Below are 21664 nucleotides of genomic sequence, written 5' to 3'. Positions count from 1 at the left end.
TACAATTAGTTTGCAGGTGGTCAAGAGGGCGGGGGAGATAGCGTGGGTGGTGTGAAGGTTGACGGACGGGTGGAGCGCGGCGAGCAGACGCGCCGGCTGATCCTGCGGCGGGCCGCGGAGATCGCGTCGGTCGAGGGCCTGGAAGGTCTGTCGATCGGGCGGCTGGCCACCGAGCTGGAGGTCAGCAAGAGCGGCGTGTTCGCGCACTTCGGGTCCAAGGAGGAGCTGCAACTGGCGACCGTGCGCGCGGCGGCGGCGATCTTCGTGGCGCAGGTCGTCGAGCCCGCGCTCGTGCTGCCGCCGGGGCTGGCGCGGCTGGAGCGGCTGCTGGACGGCTGGTTGGCGTACTCGGAGAACCGGACGTTCCCGGGCGGGTGCTTCTTCTACGCCGTGCAGGCCGAGTTCGACGCCCGGCACGGTCGGGTGCGCGACGCCATCGCCGGGTACGGGCGGCAGTGGAGCGACTACGTGCGCGAGACCGTCGCGGCCATCCCGGAGGTGGCCGACCCGGACCAGCTGGCGTTCGAGCTGATCGCGTTCCTGGAGATGGCCAACGCCCAGTCCGTGCTGCACGACGACCCGCACGCCTACTCACGTGCCCGGGTGGCCGTGCGGAACGGGCTCGCTCAGGCCGGCGCGGCGGTGTCCGCGACCCGGCGCTGAGCCGCTTTCACGGCCATCCCGATCGGCACGCTGATCAGCGTGGCGACCCCGAACGAGATCACCATGGCCACCAGCGGGTCGTTGAAGATCCGGCCGCCGAAGTACCCGAGCGTGGCCGTGTAGGCGCTCCACAGCCCGGACCCGACGAACGCCGTCGGCACGAACCGCCGCAACGGCCACCGCAACGCACCCGCCAGCACCGCGCCGACCAGACCGCCACCAGGCACGAACCGCACCGCCACCAGGATCGACTCACCGCGCGTGGCCAGCCGGGCCGCCGTCCAGTCCACCACGGCACGCGGCCCGGGACGCCGGCCGAGCCTCGTCAGCGCCCGCATCCCGGCGGTGCGCCCGACGCCGAAGTTGACCAGGTCCGACAGCGTGCAGCCGATCGTGGCCACCAGGATCACCGCGGGCAGCGGCAGGTCACCGGACGCGGCGAGCACGCCACAACCGATCAGCACGGCCTCCGTCGGCGCCAACGGCACCACGGCGACGAAGAACAGCACGACGAGCGCGGTCATGATCGGCGAAACGATACGTGGCCGCCGATCGTCTCCACCCTGTCGGTGTCTTCAGCATCCTGCCGATCGACACCCTCCGGTTTCCGCGCCGACGACGTGGTCGCCCCGCTGCCGCGAACCTGCGAGGCGACCACCGCCAGGCCCTACCGGTTGGCGCGGTTGACCGCGGAGACCAGGGCGCGCAGCGACGCGGCGACGGTGGAGCTGTCGATGCCGACGCCCCACAGGACCCGGTCGGACACGGCGCACTCCAGGTACGCCGCCGCGCGGGCGTCGTCACCGGACGACATGGCGTGCTCGAAGTAGTCCAGCACGCGCACGTCGTACCCGACGGTCGCCAGGGCGTCCACGAAAGCCGCGATGGGACCGTTGCCGCCGCCGGTGATCTCCTGCGTCTCCCCGTCGACCACGACCACGGCCTTGATCTTCTCGTGGCCGCTGCCGTCGCCGGAGACCTTGTGGCGCAGCAGCTTCAGCGGCACGGTGCCGTCCAGGTACTCCTGGGAGAACGAGTCCCACATGTCCTTGGGGCCGATCTCGCCGCCCTGCGTGTCCGTGACCTCCTGGATGACCCGGGAGAACTCGACCTGCAACCGGCGCGGCAGGTCCAGGTGGTGCTCGGTCTTCATCAGGTACGCCACGCCGCCCTTGCCGGACTGCGAGTTCACCCGGATCACGGCCTCGTAGTTGCGGCCGACGTCCTTCGGGTCGATCGGCAGGTACGGGACCTCCCACGGGAACTCGTCCACGTGCTGCCCGGCGGCCTTCGCGGCGTCCTCCAGGGCCTCGAAGCCCTTCTTGATCGCGTCCTGGTGCGAGCCGGAGAACGCGGTGAACACCAGGTCGCCGCCGTACGGGTGGCGCTCGGCCACCGGCAGCTGGTTGCAGTACTCGACCGTCCGGCGGACCTCGTCGATGTCCGAGAAGTCGATCTGCGGGTCGACGCCCTGGCTGAACATGTTCATGCCCAGCGTCACCAGGCACACGTTGCCGGTGCGCTCGCCGTTGCCGAACAGGCACCCCTCGATCCGGTCCGCGCCGGCCAGGTAGCCCAGCTCGGCCGCCGCCACGCCGGTGCCGCGGTCGTTGTGCGGGTGCAGCGACAGGATGATCGACTCACGCCGCGCCAGGTTGCGCGACATCCACTCGATCGAGTCCGCGTAGACGTTCGGCGTGGCCATCTCGACCGTCGCCGGCAGGTTGATGATCAGCGGCTTGTCGGGCGTGGGCCGGATGATCGCCGACACCGCGTCGCAGACCTCCAACGCGTACGACAGCTCGGTCCCGGTGTACGACTCGGGCGAGTACTCGTACCGGAACTCGGTCTCCGGGTAGTCCCGCTCCTGCTCCAGCGCGAACGCGGCGGCGTCCGTGGCGATCTTCTTGATGCCCTCGCGGTCGGCCTTGAACACGACGCGGCGCTGGAGGATCGACGTCGAGTTGTAGAAGTGCACGATCGCCTTGCCCGCGCCGCGCAGCGACTCGAACGTCCGGCTGATCAGCTCGGGCCGGCACTGGGTCAGCACCTGGATCGTGACGTCCGGCGGGATCGCGCCGTCCTCGATGATCTCGCGGACGAAGTCGAAGTCGGTCTGCGACGCGGCCGGGAACCCGACCTCGATCTCCTTGTAGCCCATCCGCACGAGCAGGTCGAACATCTTGCGCTTGCGCGCGGGCGACATGGGGTCGATCAGGGCCTGGTTGCCGTCACGCAGGTCGACGGCGCACCACAGCGGCGCCTTGGTGATCCGCTTGGCGGGCCACGTGCGGTCCGGTACGTCGACGGTTTCCACCTGCTCGTGGAACGGCCGGTAGCGGTGGACCGGCATGGACGTGCCGCGCTGCGGGTTCCACGAGGGCTGGTCGGGGACGGGACGGGCCGGGGGCCGGATGCGGCTCGTGCCGGAGGCGTACGCGTCGGGGCTCGTGCTCATGATCGGGGTGCTCCTGCTGCCGGGGTTGTCAGACGACCGGCGGCAACGCTCGATCCCGCGACGGGGGGCCGGTCTGATCAGACCCCGTCACGGCGGCGAAGCAGGAGCGCACGTGCCATGCGGCACAGGTTAACCGGTTTTCGGGACGAGGTGGAACAGCGCGCCCAGATGGTGGAACTTCACCCGGTCGAGTTTCACTCGATCGTGGGGCGGGCACCTTCTTGACATGTCCAGATGGCGAACTTCGACGGCCAGCGGTAGCTACACCGCTGCCCGAGTGATCCGCGGTGTGGGTGCCGTGTTCGCGCTCATCGAGGTGCTCTACATCCTCATGATCCTCTTCGGGGCGAATCCGGCCAACGCGTTCTTCCTGTTCATCCAGCAACTCGCAGTGCCGCTGGCGTTGTTCTTCCCCGGCCTCTTCCAGCTGGGCAACGCGAACCTCGACCTGATCGTCAACTACGGCCTGGCCGCCGTCTTCTGGTTGGTCGTCACGGGCCTCCTGGCCCGCGCCGTAGCCCGCTGACCCCCGCGAGTCCTACGTTCAGAACGCGTGAGTCCTACCTTCCGACCCCGTGAGTCCTACGTTCGGAACCCCTGAGTTCAACGCTCAGAACAGCGGCTGCGCTCCTGAGCGTTGAATTCGGGGGTTCCGAACGTAGGACACGGGTGACGCGAAGGTACGACTCACGGGTTCTGGGGGTTGGACTCACGGGGTGGGTAGGCGGGGTGGCCCCAGTGGCCTGCGAAGACGGTGTCGGCGAGCGGTTTGCGCACTCGTGGCCGATGCTCCCGCGCCCGCAGGTCCTCGGGCAGGTCGGCGTCGTCGCCGAGCACGCCGACCGCGATCACGACCACCGGCCGCACGTGGTCCGGCACGCCGAACGCCGCGCGCACCGCGTCCGGCGAGAACCCGCCGATCTGGTGCGTGACCAGGCCGAGCTCCACCGCCTGCAGCACCAGGTTCTGCACGGCCAGCCCCAGCCCGAACTCGGTGTTCGGCATCGGCCCCCGCTCGTCGGACTCGGCCACCGCGCCCACCAGCAGCACCGACGCCCGCCCCGCCCACGTCTGGTTACCGGGCCGCAGCGCCGCGAAGATTCCCTCGAACGTGTCATCCCCGCGGTAGCCGATCAGGAACCGGGCGGGCTGCGTGTTGCCGTGCGACGCCGCCCACCGGGCCGCCTCCAGCAGCACGCGCATGGTCGACGACGACACCTCCGCGGCGCCGTCGAACGCCCGCGGGCTCCAGCGCTTCGCGATCAACGGGTTGACGTCCATCAGATCGCGAACTGCCAAGCCGTGATGGCGTACGCGCCGAACCACGCGCTGAACACCGACACCCCCACCAGCACCGCCGCCACCGTGCTCGTCCGCCGCCGCGCCAGCGCCGCCGCCACCGGCACGAGCAGCGTGAACGCGGGCAGCAGCAGCCGCGCCTTCGAGTTCATCAGCCCGTTCGACCCGAGGTCCATCGCCAGCACCCCCACGCCGTAGACGATCAGCGGCCACTCCAGCCCGCGCCGGAAGCTCAGCACCACCAGGGCCAGCGCCACCACCAGCAGCCACACCGTGGCCAGTTCCAGCACCGACCGGGGCTCACCCAGGATGAGCAGCGCGAACTTCCACGTCGCCGCACCGCCGTCGAACCGCGAGTCCCACCCGTTCTGCTGCACGGCGAACCAGCCGTCCCACCGGCCGGTGCGCAGCGCGACGTACCCGAGGTACCCGACGAGCCCGAGCGGCGCGAGTAGCCCGCCGACCCACGGCCGCCAGTCGTCCCGCCGCTGCCAGATCGCCACGGCCGCCGCCGCGCACACCGCCACGATCAGCGCCGCCGCCGTGGGCCGCACCAGCCCCGCCGCCGCGCAGCACGCACCGGCCGACACCCAGCGCCGCTCCACCACACCCACGAGCGACCACACGGCGAGTGCGCAGAACGTCGCCTCGGAGTACGTCATCGACAGCACCACGGCCATCGGCGACGCCGCGAACAGCACGACCAGCACCCACCCGGCCCGCCGCGACCCGCCCAGCACCCGCGAACCGAGCCGGGCCAGCCCGTAGGCGCAGAACACGCCGCTGACCAGGCTCACCGTGAACGCCGCGCCGATCGTCGGCACGCCCGGCAGCCCGTCCACCCACCGCACCAGCGTCGGGTAGCCGGGGAAGAACGCGAGCGGCGTCTCGGGCGAACGCCGGCCGAACGCGTCCACCAGCCCGTCCGGGACGGACGCGTAGCCGCCCTCGGCGATGCCCAGGAACCACTGCCCGTCCCACGACGTGAGCACCGCGGTGACGTCCTTGTCCCACCGGGCCGCCATCAGCTGGAGCACGAGCAGCCCGAGCTCCCGCACGACCAGGTAGAGGACGGCGGGCGCGAGCGCGATCGTCACCCGGTGTCCGGCGAAGCGCGCGATCCGGCCACGCGCGTCCGGCGAGTCCTCGGGGTGCACTCGAAGGGCCTCCAGGGTGGGCACGGGGTTGAGAGTAGTGGGGGTCACGGTGACCGCTGTCCACTCCTTGGGCCAGGTACCCTGCCGTTCAGCTGGGGTCGAAGCACCTGGGAGGAGTGGGTCTGTGGCGCTCGTCGTCCAGAAGTACGGCGGTTCCTCGGTCGGGAGCGCCGAGCGGATCAAACGGGTGGCCGAGCGCATCGTCGCGACCCGGAAAGCGGGCAACGACGTCGTCGTCGCGGTCTCCGCGATGGGCGACACGACCGACGAGCTGCTCGACCTGGCGCGCCAGGTGTCCCCGGTGCCGCCCGCCCGCGAGATGGACATGCTGCTCACGTCCGGTGAGCGCATCTCCATGTCGCTGCTGGCGATGGCGATCAGCTCGCTGGGCGCCGAGGCGCGCTCGTACACCGGCTCGCAGGCCGGCGTGATCACCACGTCCGTGCACGGCAAGGCGCGCATCATCGACGTGACGCCCAGCCGCATCCAGGACGCGCTGTCCGAGGGCGCCATCGCGATCGTCGCGGGGTTCCAGGGCGTCAGCCAGGACAGCAAGGAGATCACCACGCTCGGTCGCGGCGGCACCGACACCACCGCGGTGGCGTTGGCGGCGGCGCTGAAGGCCGACGTCTGCGAGATCTACACCGACGTGGACGGCGTGTTCAGCGCCGACCCGCGCATCGTGCCGAACGCCAAGCGGCTGGCGACCATCACCTACGAGGAGATGCTCGAAATGGCGGCGTGTGGGGCCAAGGTGCTCATGCTGCGCTGCGTCGAGTACGCCCGCCGGTACGGCGTTCCGGTGCACGTCCGATCTTCGTTCAGCAACAAGCCCGGGACCATCGTGTCCGGGTCAGTGGAGGACCTTACCGTGGAACAGGCGATGATCACCGGCGTCGCGCACGACCGGTCCGAGGCGAAGGTGACCGTGACCGCGGTGCCCGACCTGCCCGGCATGGCGGCGCGCATCTTCCGCGTGGTGGCCGAGGCGGAACTCGACATCGACATGGTCGTGCAGAACGTCTCGCAGGCCGTGTCCGGCCGCACCGACGTGACGTTCACCCTGCCGAAGGACGACGGGCCGCGCGCCGTGGCGGCGTTGGAGAAGGCGCGCGGTGAGATCGGCTTCGACCAGGTGCTCTACGACGACCACGTGGGCAAGGTGTCGCTGGTCGGCGCGGGCATGCGCTCGCACCCCGGTGTGACCGCGCAGTTCTGCGAGGCGCTCGCGTCGGCGGGCGTCAACATCGAGATCATCTCCACCTCGGAGATCCGGATCTCCGTCATCTGCCGCGACACGCAGCTGGACGACGCCGTGCGGGCCCTGCACGACGCGTTCGAGCTCGGCGGCGACGAAGAGGCTGTCGTGTACGCGGGGAGTGGGCGATGAGTCCGGTTCTGGCTCTTGTGGGAGCTACCGGTGCCGTGGGCACCGTCATGATCGACATCATGAACGGCCGGGAATCCGTGCCGTGGGGCGAGATCCGGCTGATCGCGTCGGCGCGCTCGGCGGGCAAGAAGATCACCGTGCGCGGCGAAGAGCTGACCGTGATCGCCCTGTCGCCCGAGGCGTTCGACGGCGTGGACGTCGCGATGTTCGACGTGCCGGACGAGGTGTCGGCCGAGTGGGCGCCGATCGCCGCCGCGCGCGGTGCGGTGGCCGTGGACAACTCGGGCGCGTTCCGGATGGACCCCGAGGTGCCGCTGGTGGTGCCGGAGGTGAACGCGGACCAGATCTCCGCGCGGCCCAAGGGGATCATCGCCAACCCGAACTGCACGACGCTGTCGATGATGGCCGCGCTCGGTGCGCTGCACCGGGAGTTCGAGCTGCGCGAGCTGGTCGTGGCGTCCTACCAGGCGGCGTCCGGCGGCGGGCAGGCGGCGATCGACCGGCTGTACGCGGAGATCTCGGCGTTGGCGGGCAAAAACGTGGGCGTGCGCGCGGGCGACGTGCGGGAGGTGTTGGAGGCCGCCGGTCTGCCGGTGTCCGACTCGCCGTTCCCCGCGCCGTTGGCGCTGAACGTGGTGCCGTGGGCCGGGTCCTTGAAGGACGACGGGTGGACCAGCGAGGAGCTGAAGGTCCGCAACGAGTCCCGCAAGATCCTGGGCATCCCGGAGCTGAAGGTGTCCGCGACGTGCGTGCGCGTGCCCGTGGTGACCACGCACTCGCTGGCGGTGCACGCGACGTTCGCCCGCGAGGTGACGGTCGAGCAGGCGCACAAGCTGTTCGAGGAGCAGCCGTCGCTGGTGCTGGTTGACGACCCGGCGGCCAAGAGGTTCCCGACGCCGGCGGACGTCGTCGGCGGCGACCCGACCTACGTCGGCCGGGTGCGCCAGGCGCTGGACTTCCCGAACACGCTCGACTTCTTCGTGTGCGGTGACAACCTGCGCAAGGGCGCGGCGCTGAACACCTACGAGATCGCCGAGGAGCTGGCGACCCGCCTGTAGGTCACCGTGCCTGTAGCTTTTTCGGCATGGCGGAGGTAGTGCTCGCGATCGACCTGGGTACGACGGCGACCAAGGTCATCGCGGTGGACCGGAACGCGGGCGTGGTCGCATCGGCGGAGCACGGCTACCCGATGCGCACCACGCCTTCCGGTGAGGCGACCCACGACCCGGTCGAGGTGTGGGGTGCGGCGCTCCGGGCGCTGCGCGAGGTCGCCGCTCAAGGGCTCGACGTGCGGGCGTTGTCGCTGACCGGCGCCATGCACACGCTGGTGGGGCTGGACTCCTCGGGCACGCCGGTCACGCGTTCGCTGTCGTGGGCGGACAACCGCGCGCTGGAGCAGACGGCGCGGCTGCGCGGCACCGCCGAGGGCATCGCGCTGCACCGCGCCACCGGCACCCCGATCCACACCATGTCGCCGTTGGTGAAGCTGGCGTGGTTCCACGACCGGGGTTTCTCCGCTGCGCGGTGGTGCGGGCTGAAGGACTACGCGGCCTGGAAGCTGACCGGGGAGCTGGTGACGGAGCACTCGTCGGCGTCCGCGACCGGGCTGATGGACCTCGAATCGCTGGACTGGCACCCGGACGCGCTGGCGTTCGCGGGTGTGCGCGCCGAGCAGCTGCCGTCGCTGCGCGCGCCGGTGGACTCGTTGCCGTTGACCCTGGACGTCCCCGGGCTGCCCGCCGGCCTCCCGGTCGTGCTCGGCGGCGGTGACGGGCCGATGGCGAACCTCGGCGTCGGCGCGGTCGTGCCGGGGGTCGCGGCGGTGTCGTTGGGCACGAGCGGCGCGCTGCGGGTGGTGCGCTCGGAGCCCGCCGTGGACGAGCGGGGACGGGTGTTCTGCTACGGCGTCGCCGAAGGGCTGTGGGTGATCGGCGGGGCCGTCAGCAACGGTGGCGTGGTCGCGCAGTGGGCCGCCGAGACGTTCGGCGCGGACCTGGTCGAGCTGCTGGCGGAGGCCGCCGCGGTGCCCGTCGGCGCGGCCGGTGTGACCGCGCTGCCGTACCTGCTGGGTGAGCGCGCGCCGTGGTGGGACCCGGACGCGACGTCGGCGGTGATCGGGCTGCGGCGCGAGCACGGGCGGGCGGAGATCACCCGGGCGCTGGTGGAGGGCGTGGCGCAGCAGTTGGCGCTGGTGCTGGACGCGGTGCGCTCGGTGGCGGACGTGCACGCGGTGCGGGTGACCGGCGGCGCGTTCCGGAGCGACCTGTGGGCGACGGTGCTGGCGTCCGCGCTCGGCCTCGACCTGGAACTGGCCGACGACAGCGAGGGGTCGGGAGTCGGCGCGGCCCTGGTCGGCTGGCGTTCGCTCGGCGAGATCCCGTCCCTGACCGTCGCCGCCGACCTGGTGAAGCCGCTCAAGACCATCGCGCCCGACCCGGACGCGGTCCGCCACTACGCCCGCGCCCGCCCCGCCGTCGACCGCCTCTACCAGGCCCTACGCGACTTCGACTGACGTGGCGGCGCGGCGGCCGAGCAGCGCCGTGCCGGTCGCGATCAGCACCGCGCCGACGCCCGCCACCGCGAAGCCCCACGCCGGTGACGAGTGGTCGATCACGAACCCGGCCGCCGGCGCGCCCGCCGCCACGCCCAGCGTGAACGCCGACCCCTGAAGGCCCATCGCCACACCGCGAGCCGACGCGGGAGCGTACTTCGTGATCGCCTCGCCGGTCGCCGTGATCGTCGGCGCGCACAGGAAGTTCGTCGGCACCAACGCCAGCGCCAGCCACCACGGCGACCACGCGAACAGGCCGATCGGGATGGCCAGCACGCCCATGACGCCCATCAGCGCCCACAGCGGCGGCACCCGGTTCAGGCCGCCGTAGAGGAACCCGCCGACCAGCGACGCCACGCACATCACCACGACCAACGCTCCGGTCCACGACGTGAGGCCGAGTTCGCGCATCGCCGCGACCACCGACACCTCGACGCCCGACAGCACGAACGTCGCACCGCCCGCGCTGATCAGCACGCCGAGGAGCCGACCGTCCAGCCACTCCCGGCGCGCCACCGGCACCCGGCTCGCGCCCGCGCTGCGGACCGGCGGGTCCACCGCCCACAGGACCGCGCCGATCACCACCATCGACACGCCGATCGTCCACATCGCGGTCCGGCTCGACGCCTGCGTGGTCAGCGCGACGCCGAGCGCGGGACCGGCCATGAAGGCGACCTCCACGGCCATCGAGTCCATCGCCAACGCGGTGCGCCTGCGGTCGTCCGGCACGAGCGCGGTCAGGATCTGCCGGCCCAGCGACATCACCGGCATCATCGTGATACCGGCGAGGAAGGCGGTGACCAGCAGGAACTCGTACGACAGCAGGGGCGCGACGAACCAGAACAGGCCCTCGGTGGCCATCGACACCGTCAGCATCGCCCGCAGGCCGCGCCGGTCGACCAGGTGGCCCATGAGCGGCGATCCGACCGCGATCCCGACCGTGCTGACCGCCCCGACCAGGCCCGACGCGCCGTAACCTCGTTCCAGGGCGAGGAGGACGTGCATGGTGACCGTCATGCCCGCGGCGGTCGGCGGCACCCGTGCCAGCAGCATCAGCAGCATGAATCCCGGCACTCGGGGTGTGCGGAGGACGGCGAGGTAGGGAGCGACGTTCACCCGCCCATCTTCACCGGCTCGGGCAACAGGTTTAACCGATCGTTTTCTTGACCCGTTCCAGAAAGCATGATGGAGTGGTGTGACCATGACCCCAGGACCGCGCGAGCTGCTCAAGGACGTCGGGCTGCGCGTCACCGCGCCCCGGATCGCGGTGCTCGACTGGCTCGCCGAACACCCCCACGCCACCGCCGACTCGGTTGCCGAGGGCGTGCGGGCCAGGTTGGGGTCCGTGTCGACGCAGGCCGTCTACGACGTGCTGAACGCGTGCGCGCGGACCGGGTTGTTGCGCCGGATCGAACCCGCCGGGCACCCGGCGCGGTACGAGACGCGGACCGGCGACAACCACCACCACCTCGTGTGCCGGGTCTGCGGGCGGACCGAGGACGTCGACTGCGTCCACGGCGCCGCGCCCTGCCTGGAACCGTCGGCCGCGGCCGGCTTCGCGGTGGACGAGGCCGAGGTCCTGTTCTGGGGTCGTTGCCCTGACTGCCGAGGAACACCGAAGGAGCAACCAGCGTGACCGAAGCACGTCACACCACCAACAACGCAGGCATCCCGGTCGCGAGCGACGACCACTCGCTGACCCTCGGCGCCAACGGCCCGATCCTGCTCCAGGACCACTACCTGATCGAGAAGAACGCCCAGTTCAACCGGGAGCGGGTCCCCGAGCGGGTCGTGCACGCCAAGGGTGGCGGTGCGTTCGGCTACTTCGAGACGACCGAGGACATCAGCGGGTTCACCAAGGCGGCGCTGTTCCAGCCCGGCGTGAAGACGGAGACGCTGCTGCGCTTCTCCACCGTCGCCGGCGAGCTGGGTTCGCCCGACACGTGGCGCGACCCGCGCGGTTTCGCGCTGAAGTTCTACACGACGCAGGGGAACTACGACCTCGTCGGCAACAACACGCCGGTGTTCTTCCTGCGCGACCCGATCAAGTTCCCCGACTTCATCCGCTCCCAGAAGCGCCGCGCCGACACCGGCCGTCGCGACCACGACATGCAGTGGGACTTCTGGACCCTCCAGCCGCAGACCGCGCACCAGGTCACGTGGCTGATGGGCGACCGGGGCATCCCCCGGACGTGGCGGCACCAGAACGGCTACGGCTCGCACACCTACCTGTGGGAGAACGCGGCGGGCGAGCGCTTCTGGGTGAAGTACCACTTCAAGACCGACCAGGGCATCGAGTGCCTGACGTCGGAAGAGGCCGCCCGCGTCGCCGGTGAGGACGCCGACGCGCACCGCGCCGACCTGTGGCACGCGATCGAGCGCGGCGAGTTCCCGTCGTGGACGCTGCACGTGCAGGTCATGCCGTACGAGGACGCCGCGACGTACCGCTTCAACCCGTTCGACCTGACCAAGGTGTGGCCGCACGCCGACTACCCGCTGATCAAGGTCGGCAAGCTGGTGCTGGACCGGAACCCGGCGGACTACTTCGCCGAGATCGAGCAGGCCGCGTTCGAGCCGACGAACCTGGTGCCCGGCATCGGCACGTCGCCGGACAAGATGCTGATCGGCCGGATCTTCTCGTACCCGGACGCGCACCGGTACCGCATCGGCACGAACTACAACGAGCTCCCGGTGAACCGGCCGAAGTCGCCGGTGAACTCGTACTCGAAGGACGGCGCGATGCGCTTCGGCAACGCCGCCGACCCGGTGTACGCGCCGAACTCGTACGGCGGCCCGCACGCGGCCGGTGCGTCGGCGGGCGAGGTCGCGTCGGCGTACGGCGTCGAGGACGCGGTCACGCGGTCGGCGTACAAGCTGCACGCCGAGGACGACGACTTCGGCCAGGCGGGCACCCTGATCCGCGAGGTCTTCGACGACGCGCAGCGCGAGCGCCTCGTGCGGACCGTGATCGGGCACGCGTCGAACGGCGTGTCCGAGCCCGTGCTGGAGCGCGTCTTCGAGTACTGGCGCAACATCGACAAGGAGACCGGCGACAGGATCGCCGCCGCCTTCGGCAGGTGATCGAGCTGTGACAGGGCCGCCCGTCTGCTCGGGCGGCCCTGTCCTCCGCTACCCGCGCAACGCCACCGGCAGCGCCGTCAGCCGCTGTCCCTGGATGCCGCCGATCCCGCTCTGCCGCAGCTCGTCGAACGGGACGGTCAGGCGGGCGTTCGGGAAGTCGGACCGCAGCACCGCCACCGCCGCCCGCAGTTCGAGCCGGGCGAGTCGGGCGCCGACGCAGAAGTGCGGCCCGGCGCCGAAGCTCAGGTCCGGCCCGCCCGGCGCGGCGCTGCCGTGGACGTTGATGCCCTGGATGTCCACGAGCACGGGTGCGCGCGCCGGCAGCCGCACACCGCCCACCTCGACCTCGGTGGTGGTGTAGCGCCACAGCGTGAACGGGGCGGGCGGGTGGCGGCGCAGGGTGTCGCGGACCAGTTCGTCGACCGGGGTCGTCCGGTCCACGAGGGCGCGGGCGAGCAGGAACCCGAGGGACGCGTCGGTGGTGAGCTGACCGGCGAAGATCAACGCGAACAGGTGGTAGTTCAGCTCGTCCGGTGTCGTCTCCGGCGGCACGCGCGCACCCAGCTCGGCGGCGATCCCCTGCCTGCCGTCCTCCAGCCCGGCCGCGGCCAAGCCCATGAGGGCGGAGATCGCGGCGCCCTGCCGTGCGGGGTCGGCGCCGAGCATGAGTCGGCAGGCGTCGGTCGCCCGGTCCACGTGGTCGAGCGGGACGCCGAGGAGGTCGAGCAGCACGGTGATCGGGTAGCGGGTGGTGAAGTCCGCGACCAGGTCGACCTCCTCCGCCGCGTCGGCCCGGCCGAGCAGTTCGCGGGCGGTGGCGTGGATCCGCTCGGACTGGTCACGGATGCGCTTGCCGGTGAGCAGCGGGGTGTGGGCGCGGCGCAGGAGGGTGTGCTCCGGTCCGTCGAGCGTGGTCAGCGAGGGCTGCTCGGCCGCCGTCCGTTCGAGCCCGGCGGTGCGCCGGTCCCAGGTCGGCGGCGCCAGCGCCGGGTCCTTGGCGAGGCGGGGGTCGGTGAGGACCTGACGGGCGAGGGCGTCGTCCGTGACGATCCACACCCGCCCGCCCGCCGGTGCGTCGACCTGCACGATCGGCCCGGCCGCCCGCAACGCGGCGCGCTCGGGCGAGGGCTCGTCGATGCCGCGCTCGGTCGCGGTGAACGGGTCGACGTCAAGGTGCGGTGCTTCGGTCACGCCGGCTTCCCCCAGTTTGCTTCACCCGAAAGTTCCTTCACCATGAAGCTAGTTAGCGCGCAGGTAGGTTGTCAACGCACCGCGAAGACGATCAGCAGTGGACGACGGCAGTGAAGGGGCGGCAGTGGAGGGCGAGCCGGCGGACCGCGTGGCGGATGGCGACGTCGTCGACCGGAGCGTCCGACTGCTGGACGGACTACGCGCGTTCGGCGCGCTCTACACCGACTTCACCGGCCGCTTCGCGACGTGGCTCGGCCTGCACTCCACCGACGCCACCGCCCTCGTGGAGATCCTGTACGCGGAGGACAAGGGCGCACCCCTGTCCCCGACCCGTCTCAGCGAACGCCTCGGCCTGACCACCGGCGCCACCACCAACCTGCTGAACCGCCTGGAGAAGCTCGGTCATGTGGTCCGCACCCGCGAGCACGCCGACCGGCGCATCGTGACCCTGCGCAGCAGCCGCGAGATCGAGGAGCCGGCGCGCGACTTCTTCGGCCCGCTCAACGCGCGGCTGCAAACCCTTGTGGCGCAGTACGAACCGGGACAGCTGGCCGGGTTCGAGGACTTCCTCCACCGGCTGCGCGACACCATGGACGACCTGCTCGCCGACGAGGAACCCGGCCCCGCCCCGCCACGCCCCTGAGCCAGGCTCAGGAACCGTCGGCCTTCTGCCACGGGTAGCGCGGCGTGACGATCTCGAACGAGTCGACCAGCCAGGTCTTCCGCGTCTCCATGTCGACCTGGTCGACCGGGCCGGGCGGGTCCGACGAGACGGCGGGCGCGATCACGTCGCGCGCGCTCGCCCGCGCCCAACGAGGCTCACCGCCGGGGAGTGGCGCGGAGGGCGGCGGAGGATCACCGGTCCTGACCCGCACCCAGTAGTCCACAATCGTGAGATTACCGGAGCGAGCGGAACCGAGTCCGGATCTTGACCGTCCGACCGGTGACCGCCAACGCCGATCGGGGGACGCGCGTATGACGGATTCGCCATCGCTGGACGACTTGGCGGCCCGCGCCGAAAGAGTCGACCAAGCCCGCCTCGCGCTCAAGCGGGACCTCGCCCAACGGGTCGTGTTCGGCCGCGACGACAGCGGTCTGGTCGAGATCGGCGTCGACCACACGACCAAGGTCGTCGAGGTCGCGGTGAACGCCACGCTGGTGGGCCGGGTCGACCCGAAGGTGCTGGCCAACGCGATCCTCCAGGCCTCGGGCGAGGCGCAGCGGAAAGCCCGTGAGCTGGTGGCGGAGCGGCGGTCGTACTACTTGGGCACGAAGTAGCGAGTGAGGGGGAGGACGTGGCGGGTTTCAAAGCGGACACCGGCCGGATGCGCGAGTCCGCGAACGGGTTCCAGCGCGCGGGCGACCACGCGGGCACGGCGGCGAGTTCGCTCGGGGGGACGGCTGTTCCGCCGGGCGCGTTCGGCGTTTCGGCTCCGGCGCGGGGGTTGGCGGCGGATCTGGACGCGATCGTCGGACGTCGTCGTGACGGGATCGCGCGGCGGCGTGACCGGTTGACCGAGATCGCCGAGCTGGTGCGCCGGGACGCCGACGAGTACGACCGGGCGGACGCGGACGGCACCGAGGAGATCGACCGGTCCGGCGGGGGTCTGCGATGACCCACCCGGCAGTGCAGGAAGCGATGAGCGGCTGCGCTCGGCTCGCCGAGGCGGCCGGTGCGGTCGGCTCACCGAACCCGATCGACGCGATCCGGCAGATCGACTACGACCCGGCGGCGGTCGACTCCTACGCCGTCCAGCTGCGCGACGTCATCAAGGACGTCCAGAAGGCGATCGAAGAGCACGAGAAGGCGATCGCCGAACACGAGTCGGGCACCGGTGGCAGCGCGTCGGACTCCGCGAACGAGGCCATGCGCAAGGAGCTGGACGAGCTGAGCGTCGAGCTGAAGGGCTTGCAGGCGCTGGTCGAGGAGGTCGAGCGGATCGCCAAGCTGATGGACGAGGTGGTGCGAGCCACGGCCACCGAGGTCCTGGACGTCTGCCGGCGGGCCGACCCCGCCGCCGTCGTCGTGCTGGAAGGCGACTGGCTCCCCGGCGACCCCGGTGAGGACGTCGTGCACGAGGCCGTGGCCGAGATCATCAAGCTGTGCAGGCAGTGCCAGGACGAGGTCGCCATGCGCCGGTCGGAACTCGACAAGGCGATGGCCGCCGTCGAGGGCGACGGCGGGGCGGCGAGCGGTGGCGTCGCCGGCACCGGCAGTGGTGGAGCGGCAGGCAGCGGGGAGCCGGGCGCCGCGGGGGCAGCGGGTCCGGCGGGCGGCGGGTCGCAGGGCGAGCCGCAGAACGGGTCGGGCGACTAGGGACCCGCGACCCGGCCGGCGGATCGGGGCCGGTCGCCCGTGGCGGGGCGACCGGCCCTCGTCTCAAGCCGTTTCGGGGATGTCCTGCCGGGTGTTGGCCAGCGCCAGCCCGGTGCGCAGCGACCCGACGGCCTCCGCCACCGCTTCCCGGAACACGCCGCCGACCCCGAGGATGTTCGCGTACCCGTGGAACAGCCCGGCGTGCCGCCGCAGCACCACCGGCACCCCCTGGCGGGCCAGCTTCTCCGCGAACGCCTCACCCTCGTCCCGCAACGGGTCGAACCCCGCGGTCGCCAGGTACGTCGGCGGCAGCCCGCTCAGGTCCTCGGCCAGCAGCACCGACAACCGGGGATCGGTGTGCGCCTCGCGCGCCGGCGCGTAGTGGTCGAGGAACCAGTCCATCTTCTCGTCGGTCAGGAAGAACCCGTTCCCGAACAGGTCCCGCGACCGCCGCCGCACCGACGCGTCCACCGCCGGGTAGAACATCAGCAGGAACACCGGCTTCACCGCGCCCGCGTGCAAGGCCGTCACGGCCGCCAGGTTGCCGCCCGCGCTGTCACCGCCCACCGCGATCCGCCGCGCGTCGACGCCGAGTTCGGACGCGTGCGACACGGCGTACTCGAACGCGGCCTGCGCGTCGTCCGCCGCCGCCGGGAACGGGTGCTCGGGCGCGAGCCGGTAGTCGGCCGCCAGCACCCGCACGCCACCCTCCGCGGCGAGGAACCGGCACAGGTTGTCGTGGCTGTCCAGGTCACCGCTGACCCACCCGCCTCCGTGGTAGAAGACCAGCAGCGGCGATCCGGTGGCCAGGCCGGTCGGCTCGTAGAACCGCGCCGGGATTTGGTGGCCCCCGGCGCCGTCCAGGGACAGCGACCGCACCGCCACGCCGTCGATCACCGGACCGCACACCAGCGCGTTGCTGCGGGTCAGGGCGAGGCGGTTCGCGGTGGGCGTGGTCGTCCGCCAGTCCTCACCGCTGAGCTGCTGGAGCCTCAGCAGCAACTGCGCTTCGGGGTGCAGCCGCTGGCCGTCCAGCGTGATCGGGCGACCGGCGATCAGCTTGCGCAGCGGCTCCGGCAGGCCGAAGACGAAGCGCAGGGCGCCGGCGAGGACACCGGGAGGGAGCGAGTCGGCGAGCTTCGACATGCGCTGTACGTTACTCGCCGGTAGGTGAAGGGGCGAGGAACTGGACCTCCAGGTAGCTGGAGGTGGCAGGATCGGAAACCATGACGGTCACCGTGGTGGGCATCGGCGGGTCGCTGCGCCCCAACTCGCAGTCCGAACGCGCGATGAGGATCGTGTTGGAGGGTGCCGCCGACGCGGGCGCCAAGGTCCTCGAAGTGGCCGGGCCCGACCTCGTGCTCCCCTTCTACGACCCGTCCGTGCCCGAACGGCCCGAGAACGCCCGCCGCCTCGTGGACGCCCTGCGCCAGGCGGACGGTGTGGTGCTCGTCTCACCCGGCTACCACGGCACGGTGTCCGGCCTGGTCAAGAACGCCCTGGACTACGTCGAGGACATGCGCCTCGACGAGCGCCCCTACCTGGACGGCCGGGCGGTCGGCTGCGTCGCGGCGGCCCAGGGCTGGCAGGCGTCCGTGACCACGCTGACCGCGTTGCGCTCGATCGTGCACGCCTTGCGCGGCTGGCCGACCCCGCTCGGCGCGGCGGTGAACTCGCGCGAGGTCGACTTCGACCCGGACGGCGGGTGCTCGGTCCCGTCGGTGGCCGACCAGCTGCGCACGATCGGGCGACAGGTGACCGAGTTCGCCGTGTCGAGGGCGCGCTGAGCGGGTACGTGTCCGGTGGGCGTGAGCTGCCACACGAACGGACGTGGTTCGGCTTCGGCCGGGTGTTGGGTTGATCGTCAGGCCCTTCCACCAGCTCAAAGGAGAGCGTTCGCCATGCAGGTGCTCTACACCGCGGAAGCCATCGCAGTCGGGGACGGTCGCAACGGCGAGGTCCGCTCCTCCGACGGGGTGATCGACGAGCAGTTGGCCACCCCCAAGGAACTGGGCGGACCCGGCGGCGACAAGACCAACCCGGAGCAGCTGTTCGCGGCCGGGTACGCGGCGTGCTTCCACAGTGCGCTGAAGGTCGCCGCGCGGCAGGCCAAGACCAGCCTCGGCGAGACGACCGTCACCGCGAAGGTCGGGCTCGGCGCCGACGGCAGCGGCGGCTTCCAGCTGACCGTCGAGCTGGCGACGCACCTCCCCGGCGTCGAGCAGGACGAGGCCGAGCGGCTCGTGGCCGCCGCGCACCGGATCTGCCCGTACTCCAACGCCACCCGCGGCAACATCGAGGTGGCTCTCACGACCACCGTCTGAAGGAGGCGTCAGACCATGAGCAAGTCTCCGATCACCAGCCCGCTGGCCGAGCCCGACAAGGCCTCGGTCGGGGCCGTCCTCCAAGCCACCCTGGTCGACCTGATCGACCTGTCGCTGGTGGCGAAGCAGGCGCACTGGAACGTCGTCGGCCGGAACTTCCGCAGCGTGCACCTCCAGCTGGACGAGCTGGTGACGACCGCGCGCACCTACACCGACGAGGTCGCCGAACGGGCCGCCGCGCTGGGCGTCCCGCCCGACGGCAAGGCGCGGACGGTGGCCGACGGCTCCGGCGTGCCGGACGTGCCCGGCGGCTGGCTGAAGGAGGAGCAGGTGGTCGCGGCCGTGGTCACCGCGCTGGGCGAGCTGATCCAGCGGCTGCGCGGCCGGATCGACGAGACGGACAAGTCCGACCTGGTCACCCAGGACCTGCTGATCGGGATCACCAAGGCGTTCGAGCAGGCGCACTGGATGTGGCAGGCGCAGCAGGCCTGACCGGGCCCTCCCACGACGGCGAGGGGCCACCGGCGGACACCGGTGGCCCCTGATCCGCTACAGCACCCGCTACAGCACCCGCTGCACGAACGCGACCTCGGCGGCCGTCTGCCGGATCGTCTCCGCGACCACCAGCGAGCCGTGCCCGGCCTCGTACCGGTACACCTCGTACGCCGCGCCGCGCGCCGCCAGGCGGTCCAGGTAGTTGTCGATCTGCCGGATCGGGCAGCGCGGGTCGTGCTCACCCGCCAGCACCAGCACGGGCGCGCGCACCGCGTCCACGTACGTCAGCGGCGAGCACTCGCGGTACAGGTCGGGCAGCTCCTCCGGCGACCCGCCGAACAGCGCCCGGTCGAACGCCCGCAGCGGCTCCATCTCGTCCGCGTACGCGGCCAGGTAGTCCGCCACCGGCACGCCCGCGACACCGGCCGCCCACAGCTCCGGCTGCGTCCCGAGCGCCAGCAGCGACAGGTAGCCGCCCCACGACGCGCCGCTGACCACGCACTTCGCCGGGTCGGCGAACCCGGTCCGGACGGCCCAGTCGTGCACCGCCGCCACGTCCTCCAGCTCGGTCAGCCCCGGCCGGCCCTCGATCGCGTCACGCCACTTCGAGCCGTACCCGGTGGAACCGCGGTAGTTCACGTGCACCACGGCGAACCCCGCGTCCAGCCACACCGCGCGGTAGGCGGAGAACCGGTCCTCGTCCGCCGCGTGCGGCCCGCCGTGCAGGTGGAACACCGTCGGCAGCGGACCGTCGGGCGCGCCGGCCGGACGGGCCACCAGCGCGTGCACGTCACCCACGAACACGTCGTCCAGGTCGACCGACGGCGGCGCCTTGTGGCCGGGCGGTTCGAGCAGCACGCGGTCCTCGCCCGCCACGTCGAGCACACGCACGACGCCGGGCCGCGCGGCCGACGACCACGAGTACTCCACCGCGCCGTCCGGCCGCACGCCCGCGTTGCCGATCGTGCCGTGCGGGGTGTCCAGCGTGGACAGCGCGCCGGTGGCCAGGTCGTAGCGGTGCAGCGTGTTCCGCGCCTGGAACGTGTGCACGATCAGCAGCGACCGCGCGTCCGGGTACCAGTCGGCGCTGATCTCACCGGGCAGGTCGACCACGACCTCGGTCTCGGTGTCCGCCGCGACGTCCCAGATCAGCAACTCGTCCTTGCCGCGCCGCTCGTGCCCGACGAGCAGCCGGTTGTCGCCGCGCACCGGGCTGAACGCGATCGCGTCCAGGCCCTTGCCGGGACCGTCCCACTTCTCGGCGACCTTCTCGCCCGACGGCGTCACCACGCGCAGCGCGGCGTGCCGGTTGTCGCCGTGCTCCGAGTGCGCCAGCGCGACCAGCGTCTCGTCCTTGGACAGCGCGGACACGCCGCCGTCGTTCTCGTGCGCGTAGATCACCTCGGCCGGCCCGCCGGCGCGCGAGACGTACACCGTGGTGCCGTCGTCGGTGGACGCGCCGACCGCGACGACCTCGTGCCCGATCTCCAGGCCCGCCGGGTACCCGGCCTGCACGCCGTCCACGGCGGGCTTCGCGTCACCGCCGGGCGCGAACGGCTCGCTGACCCACGTGCCGAACTCGTCGCCGTCGGTGTCGGCGAACCACCAGATGGCCCGGCCGTCCGGGCTCAGCGCGCCGTGCGACGTGCCGTTCGGGCGGTCGGTGACCTTGCGGTGGGTGCCGGTGGCGCGGTCCCAGGCGTAGATCTCCCACACGCCGCTGGAGTTCGACAGGTACAGGCTGCGGTCCGGCGCGTCGTCCGCCCAGCCGGGCAGGCTCACGCGGGGCGCGGTGAACCGGGCCTTCCAGCGGGCGTCGGCCTCGGCGTCGGCGAACAGCGGGTCGGGCACTTCGGCGGTCGGGTGCGTCGTCACGCCTCCGATCCTGCCGGCTTTCGGGCGGTGACCAGGAAATAGTCCGCGAGACCGGTTTCGGCGGCCCGGATCCAGTTCCGACCCCACCCGTTCGGGTGCTCGGTCAGCGCGATCCACCGGTCGAAACCGGGCCACACGTGCTCGCCGACGGAGCGTGCGGTGACGTCGACGAACCCGGCCGCCCGCAGGTCGCGCAGCACGTCGTCGATCCGGTGCGCCAGGTCGAGGCCGGAGGCGAACGTCCTCAGCAGCTCGGCCAGCCGGGCGCCGGCGTCATCCGTCCTGGTGAAGAACGTGGTGACGGCGAACCGGCCACCGGGTGCGAGCACGCGTGCGCTCTCGTGCGCGAACCCGCCGATGTCCTCGAAGTGCTGGGCGGCCTCGACGGACAGCAGGGCGTCGAACGAGGCGTCGGGGAACGGGAGGTCGTCGGACGAGCCCTGGACGAACGCCGCGCGCGGGTCGTCGTTGGCCTCGGTCGCCCGTGCGACCTGCTCCGGAACCAGGTCGACGCCCCGGACGTGCGCCGGGTCGCGGCGGAGGATCCGCCGGGCGCCCAGGCCGCGTCCGGAGCCGACTTCGAGCACGCGGTCGCCCGTGCCGACCCCCAGCGCGTCCAGGACGACGTCGTAGAGGGTTTCCTGGGACGCGATCCGGTGCTCGACGGTCAGGTCGCCGTCCAGCGGGATGCCCGCCCAGTAGCCGAAGTTGATGAAGCCGCCCGCGAAGAGCGGGTTCGCGGCGAGGTCACCCCTGCCGTACGTCCGCTGCCGCAGGTCCGCGCGGTCCGCCTTGTCTGCCATGCTTCGATCATGGATGGTTACGGAACGTGACTTGAATCGTCAACGTTCACCTGGTTGGCT

General features: G+C 71.7%; 24 protein-coding genes. 14 read left to right on the top strand and 10 right to left on the bottom strand.

Features of this window, described 5'->3' with window-relative positions; genetic code table 11:
• Nucleotides 1-42: 42 nt before the first annotated feature.
• Nucleotides 43-663, top strand: coding sequence for a TetR/AcrR family transcriptional regulator (locus tag OQ02_RS29915; RefSeq protein WP_033441970.1), 621 nt, complete (start codon nt 43-45; stop codon nt 661-663).
• Here the strand turns inward: OQ02_RS29915 and OQ02_RS29910 are convergent.
• Both OQ02_RS29910 and leuA read right to left on the bottom strand, forming a co-directional pair.
• Nucleotides 627-1187, bottom strand: a complete 561-nt coding sequence (locus tag OQ02_RS29910; protein ID WP_033441969.1) for a DedA family protein — start codon at nt 1185-1187, stop codon at nt 627-629. The genes OQ02_RS29915 and OQ02_RS29910 overlap by 37 nt on opposite strands.
• Nucleotides 1188-1330: 143 nt before the next feature.
• Nucleotides 1331-3121: a 2-isopropylmalate synthase gene (gene leuA / locus OQ02_RS29905; RefSeq protein WP_051772951.1), complete on the bottom strand. Its 1791-nt coding sequence runs from the start codon at nt 3119-3121 to the stop codon at nt 1331-1333.
• 226 nt (nt 3122-3347) lie between these two features.
• Here leuA and OQ02_RS29900 point away from each other — a divergent pair, with 226 nt between their 5' ends.
• Nucleotides 3348-3647 (top strand): hypothetical protein, encoded by a 300-nt coding sequence (locus tag OQ02_RS29900; protein WP_051772950.1) that lies wholly within the window; start codon nt 3348-3350, stop codon nt 3645-3647.
• 161 nt (nt 3648-3808) lie between these two features.
• On the opposite strand, the gene OQ02_RS29895 is transcribed toward OQ02_RS29900, so the two are convergent.
• The gene (locus OQ02_RS29895) at nt 3809-4402 is read right to left on the bottom strand and encodes a nitroreductase family protein (RefSeq protein WP_033441967.1); all 594 of its coding nucleotides are present in this window, start codon (nt 4400-4402) and stop codon (nt 3809-3811) included.
• Nucleotides 4402-5601 (bottom strand): hypothetical protein, encoded by a 1200-nt coding sequence (locus OQ02_RS29890; protein ID WP_231500291.1) that lies wholly within the window; start codon nt 5599-5601, stop codon nt 4402-4404. Before OQ02_RS29890 ends, OQ02_RS29895 begins: the two co-directional genes overlap by 1 nt.
• Nucleotides 5602-5701: 100 nt before the next feature.
• Between OQ02_RS29890 and OQ02_RS29885 the strand changes: the two genes are divergently transcribed.
• The 3 genes from OQ02_RS29885 to OQ02_RS29875 are packed head-to-tail and all read left to right on the top strand — an operon-like array spanning nt 5702 to nt 9479.
• Nucleotides 5702-6967, top strand: a complete 1266-nt coding sequence (locus OQ02_RS29885; RefSeq protein ID WP_033441965.1) for an aspartate kinase — start codon at nt 5702-5704, stop codon at nt 6965-6967.
• Nucleotides 6964-8025 (top strand): aspartate-semialdehyde dehydrogenase, encoded by a 1062-nt coding sequence (locus OQ02_RS29880; RefSeq protein ID WP_033441964.1) that lies wholly within the window; start codon nt 6964-6966, stop codon nt 8023-8025. Before OQ02_RS29885 ends, OQ02_RS29880 begins: the two co-directional genes overlap by 4 nt.
• A gap of 26 nt (nt 8026-8051) precedes the next feature.
• Nucleotides 8052-9479 carry a gluconokinase gene (locus OQ02_RS29875; RefSeq protein ID WP_033441963.1) on the top strand — a complete coding sequence of 476 codons (1428 nt, stop codon included), beginning with the start codon at nt 8052-8054 and terminating at the stop codon, nt 9477-9479.
• Here the strand turns inward: OQ02_RS29875 and OQ02_RS29870 are convergent.
• Complete coding sequence (locus OQ02_RS29870) at nt 9462-10634, bottom strand: MFS transporter (protein ID WP_033441962.1); 1173 nt, start codon at nt 10632-10634, stop codon at nt 9462-9464. The two genes, OQ02_RS29875 and OQ02_RS29870, sit on opposite strands and share 18 nt — an antisense overlap.
• Nucleotides 10635-10719: 85 nt before the next feature.
• Between OQ02_RS29870 and OQ02_RS29865 the strand changes: the two genes are divergently transcribed.
• Both OQ02_RS29865 and OQ02_RS29860 read left to right on the top strand, forming a co-directional pair.
• Complete coding sequence (locus OQ02_RS29865; protein WP_033441997.1) at nt 10720-11154, top strand: Fur family transcriptional regulator; 435 nt, start codon at nt 10720-10722, stop codon at nt 11152-11154.
• The gene (locus tag OQ02_RS29860; RefSeq protein ID WP_033441961.1) at nt 11151-12599 is read left to right on the top strand and encodes a catalase; all 1449 of its coding nucleotides are present in this window, start codon (nt 11151-11153) and stop codon (nt 12597-12599) included. Before OQ02_RS29865 ends, OQ02_RS29860 begins: the two co-directional genes overlap by 4 nt.
• Before the next feature lie 48 nt (nt 12600-12647).
• Here the strand turns inward: OQ02_RS29860 and OQ02_RS29855 are convergent, their stop codons facing one another.
• On the bottom strand, nt 12648-13790 hold the full coding sequence (locus OQ02_RS29855) for a cytochrome P450 (RefSeq protein ID WP_033441960.1): 1143 nt from the start codon (nt 13788-13790) through the stop codon (nt 12648-12650).
• A gap of 97 nt (nt 13791-13887) precedes the next feature.
• On the opposite strand from OQ02_RS29855, the gene OQ02_RS29850 reads away from it, so the two are divergent.
• Complete coding sequence (locus OQ02_RS29850) at nt 13888-14433, top strand: MarR family transcriptional regulator (protein WP_081916040.1); 546 nt, start codon at nt 13888-13890, stop codon at nt 14431-14433.
• A 7-nt stretch (nt 14434-14440) separates the two neighbouring features.
• On the opposite strand, the gene OQ02_RS44255 is transcribed toward OQ02_RS29850, so the two are convergent.
• Nucleotides 14441-14677, bottom strand: coding sequence for a hypothetical protein (locus OQ02_RS44255; protein ID WP_156077389.1), 237 nt, complete (start codon nt 14675-14677; stop codon nt 14441-14443).
• A gap of 88 nt (nt 14678-14765) precedes the next feature.
• Between OQ02_RS44255 and OQ02_RS29845 the strand changes: the two genes are divergently transcribed.
• From OQ02_RS29845 to OQ02_RS29835, 3 genes are read left to right on the top strand one after another with little or no spacing between them, the layout of a single operon-like run.
• On the top strand, nt 14766-15068 hold the full coding sequence (locus OQ02_RS29845; RefSeq protein ID WP_051772949.1) for a YbaB/EbfC family nucleoid-associated protein: 303 nt from the start codon (nt 14766-14768) through the stop codon (nt 15066-15068).
• Nucleotides 15069-15085: 17 nt separating this feature from the next.
• A complete protein-coding gene (locus tag OQ02_RS29840; protein ID WP_033441959.1) occupies nt 15086-15406 on the top strand; it encodes a type VII secretion target in 321 nt (106 codons plus the stop codon).
• Nucleotides 15403-16107, top strand: coding sequence for a hypothetical protein (locus tag OQ02_RS29835; RefSeq protein ID WP_033441958.1), 705 nt, complete (start codon nt 15403-15405; stop codon nt 16105-16107). The genes OQ02_RS29840 and OQ02_RS29835 overlap by 4 nt, the downstream gene beginning before the upstream one ends.
• Nucleotides 16108-16170: 63 nt before the next feature.
• Here OQ02_RS29835 and OQ02_RS29830 read toward each other — a convergent pair whose 3' ends face one another.
• Nucleotides 16171-17253, bottom strand: coding sequence for an alpha/beta hydrolase (locus OQ02_RS29830; protein WP_033441957.1), 1083 nt, complete (start codon nt 17251-17253; stop codon nt 16171-16173).
• Between the two features lie 80 nt (nt 17254-17333).
• Between OQ02_RS29830 and OQ02_RS29825 the strand changes: the two genes are divergently transcribed.
• From OQ02_RS29825 to OQ02_RS29815, 3 genes are all read left to right on the top strand, one after another.
• Entirely contained in the window at nt 17334-17894 is a 561-nt protein-coding gene (locus OQ02_RS29825; RefSeq protein WP_033441956.1) for an NADPH-dependent FMN reductase, read from the top strand.
• Nucleotides 17895-18008: 114 nt separating this feature from the next.
• On the top strand, nt 18009-18431 hold the full coding sequence (locus OQ02_RS29820) for an organic hydroperoxide resistance protein (RefSeq protein ID WP_033441955.1): 423 nt from the start codon (nt 18009-18011) through the stop codon (nt 18429-18431).
• 15 nt (nt 18432-18446) lie between these two features.
• Nucleotides 18447-18923: a Dps family protein gene (locus OQ02_RS29815; protein ID WP_033441954.1), complete on the top strand. Its 477-nt coding sequence runs from the start codon at nt 18447-18449 to the stop codon at nt 18921-18923.
• Nucleotides 18924-18992: 69 nt separating this feature from the next.
• On the opposite strand, the gene OQ02_RS29810 is transcribed toward OQ02_RS29815, so the two are convergent.
• Nucleotides 18993-20801, bottom strand: a complete 1809-nt coding sequence (locus OQ02_RS29810; RefSeq protein WP_033441953.1) for a prolyl oligopeptidase family serine peptidase — start codon at nt 20799-20801, stop codon at nt 18993-18995.
• A complete protein-coding gene (locus tag OQ02_RS29805; protein WP_033441952.1) occupies nt 20798-21604 on the bottom strand; it encodes a class I SAM-dependent methyltransferase in 807 nt (268 codons plus the stop codon). The genes OQ02_RS29810 and OQ02_RS29805 overlap by 4 nt, the downstream gene beginning before the upstream one ends.
• Between the last annotated feature and the right edge of the window lie 60 nt (nt 21605-21664).

This window comes from Saccharothrix sp. NRRL B-16314 (genome assembly GCF_000716595.1).
GTDB lineage: Bacteria > Actinomycetota > Actinomycetes > Mycobacteriales > Pseudonocardiaceae > Actinosynnema.
The sequence above is the reverse complement of the archived record's forward strand: the minus strand, read 5'-3'. Positions and strand labels throughout refer to the sequence as shown.

Coding starts and splice junctions, on each gene's coding strand:
- OQ02_RS29820 (WP_033441955.1), top strand. CDS start 18,009: ATGCAGGTGCTCTACACCGCGGAAGCCATCGCAGTCGGGGACGGTCGC.
- OQ02_RS29845 (WP_051772949.1), top strand. CDS start 14,766: ATGACGGATTCGCCATCGCTGGACGACTTGGCGGCCCGCGCCGAAAGA.
- OQ02_RS29835 (WP_033441958.1), top strand. CDS start 15,403: ATGACCCACCCGGCAGTGCAGGAAGCGATGAGCGGCTGCGCTCGGCTC.
- OQ02_RS29880 (WP_033441964.1), top strand. CDS start 6,964: ATGAGTCCGGTTCTGGCTCTTGTGGGAGCTACCGGTGCCGTGGGCACC.
- OQ02_RS29900 (WP_051772950.1), top strand. CDS start 3,348: ATGTCCAGATGGCGAACTTCGACGGCCAGCGGTAGCTACACCGCTGCC.
- OQ02_RS29830 (WP_033441957.1), bottom strand. CDS start 17,253: ATGTCGAAGCTCGCCGACTCGCTCCCTCCCGGTGTCCTCGCCGGCGCC.
- OQ02_RS29815 (WP_033441954.1), top strand. CDS start 18,447: ATGAGCAAGTCTCCGATCACCAGCCCGCTGGCCGAGCCCGACAAGGCC.
- OQ02_RS29895 (WP_033441967.1), bottom strand. CDS start 4,402: ATGGACGTCAACCCGTTGATCGCGAAGCGCTGGAGCCCGCGGGCGTTC.
- OQ02_RS29825 (WP_033441956.1), top strand. CDS start 17,334: ATGACGGTCACCGTGGTGGGCATCGGCGGGTCGCTGCGCCCCAACTCG.
- OQ02_RS29865 (WP_033441997.1), top strand. CDS start 10,720: ATGACCCCAGGACCGCGCGAGCTGCTCAAGGACGTCGGGCTGCGCGTC.
- OQ02_RS29805 (WP_033441952.1), bottom strand. CDS start 21,604: ATGGCAGACAAGGCGGACCGCGCGGACCTGCGGCAGCGGACGTACGGC.
- OQ02_RS29910 (WP_033441969.1), bottom strand. CDS start 1,187: ATGACCGCGCTCGTCGTGCTGTTCTTCGTCGCCGTGGTGCCGTTGGCG.
- leuA (WP_051772951.1), bottom strand. CDS start 3,121: ATGAGCACGAGCCCCGACGCGTACGCCTCCGGCACGAGCCGCATCCGG.
- OQ02_RS29875 (WP_033441963.1), top strand. CDS start 8,052: ATGGCGGAGGTAGTGCTCGCGATCGACCTGGGTACGACGGCGACCAAG.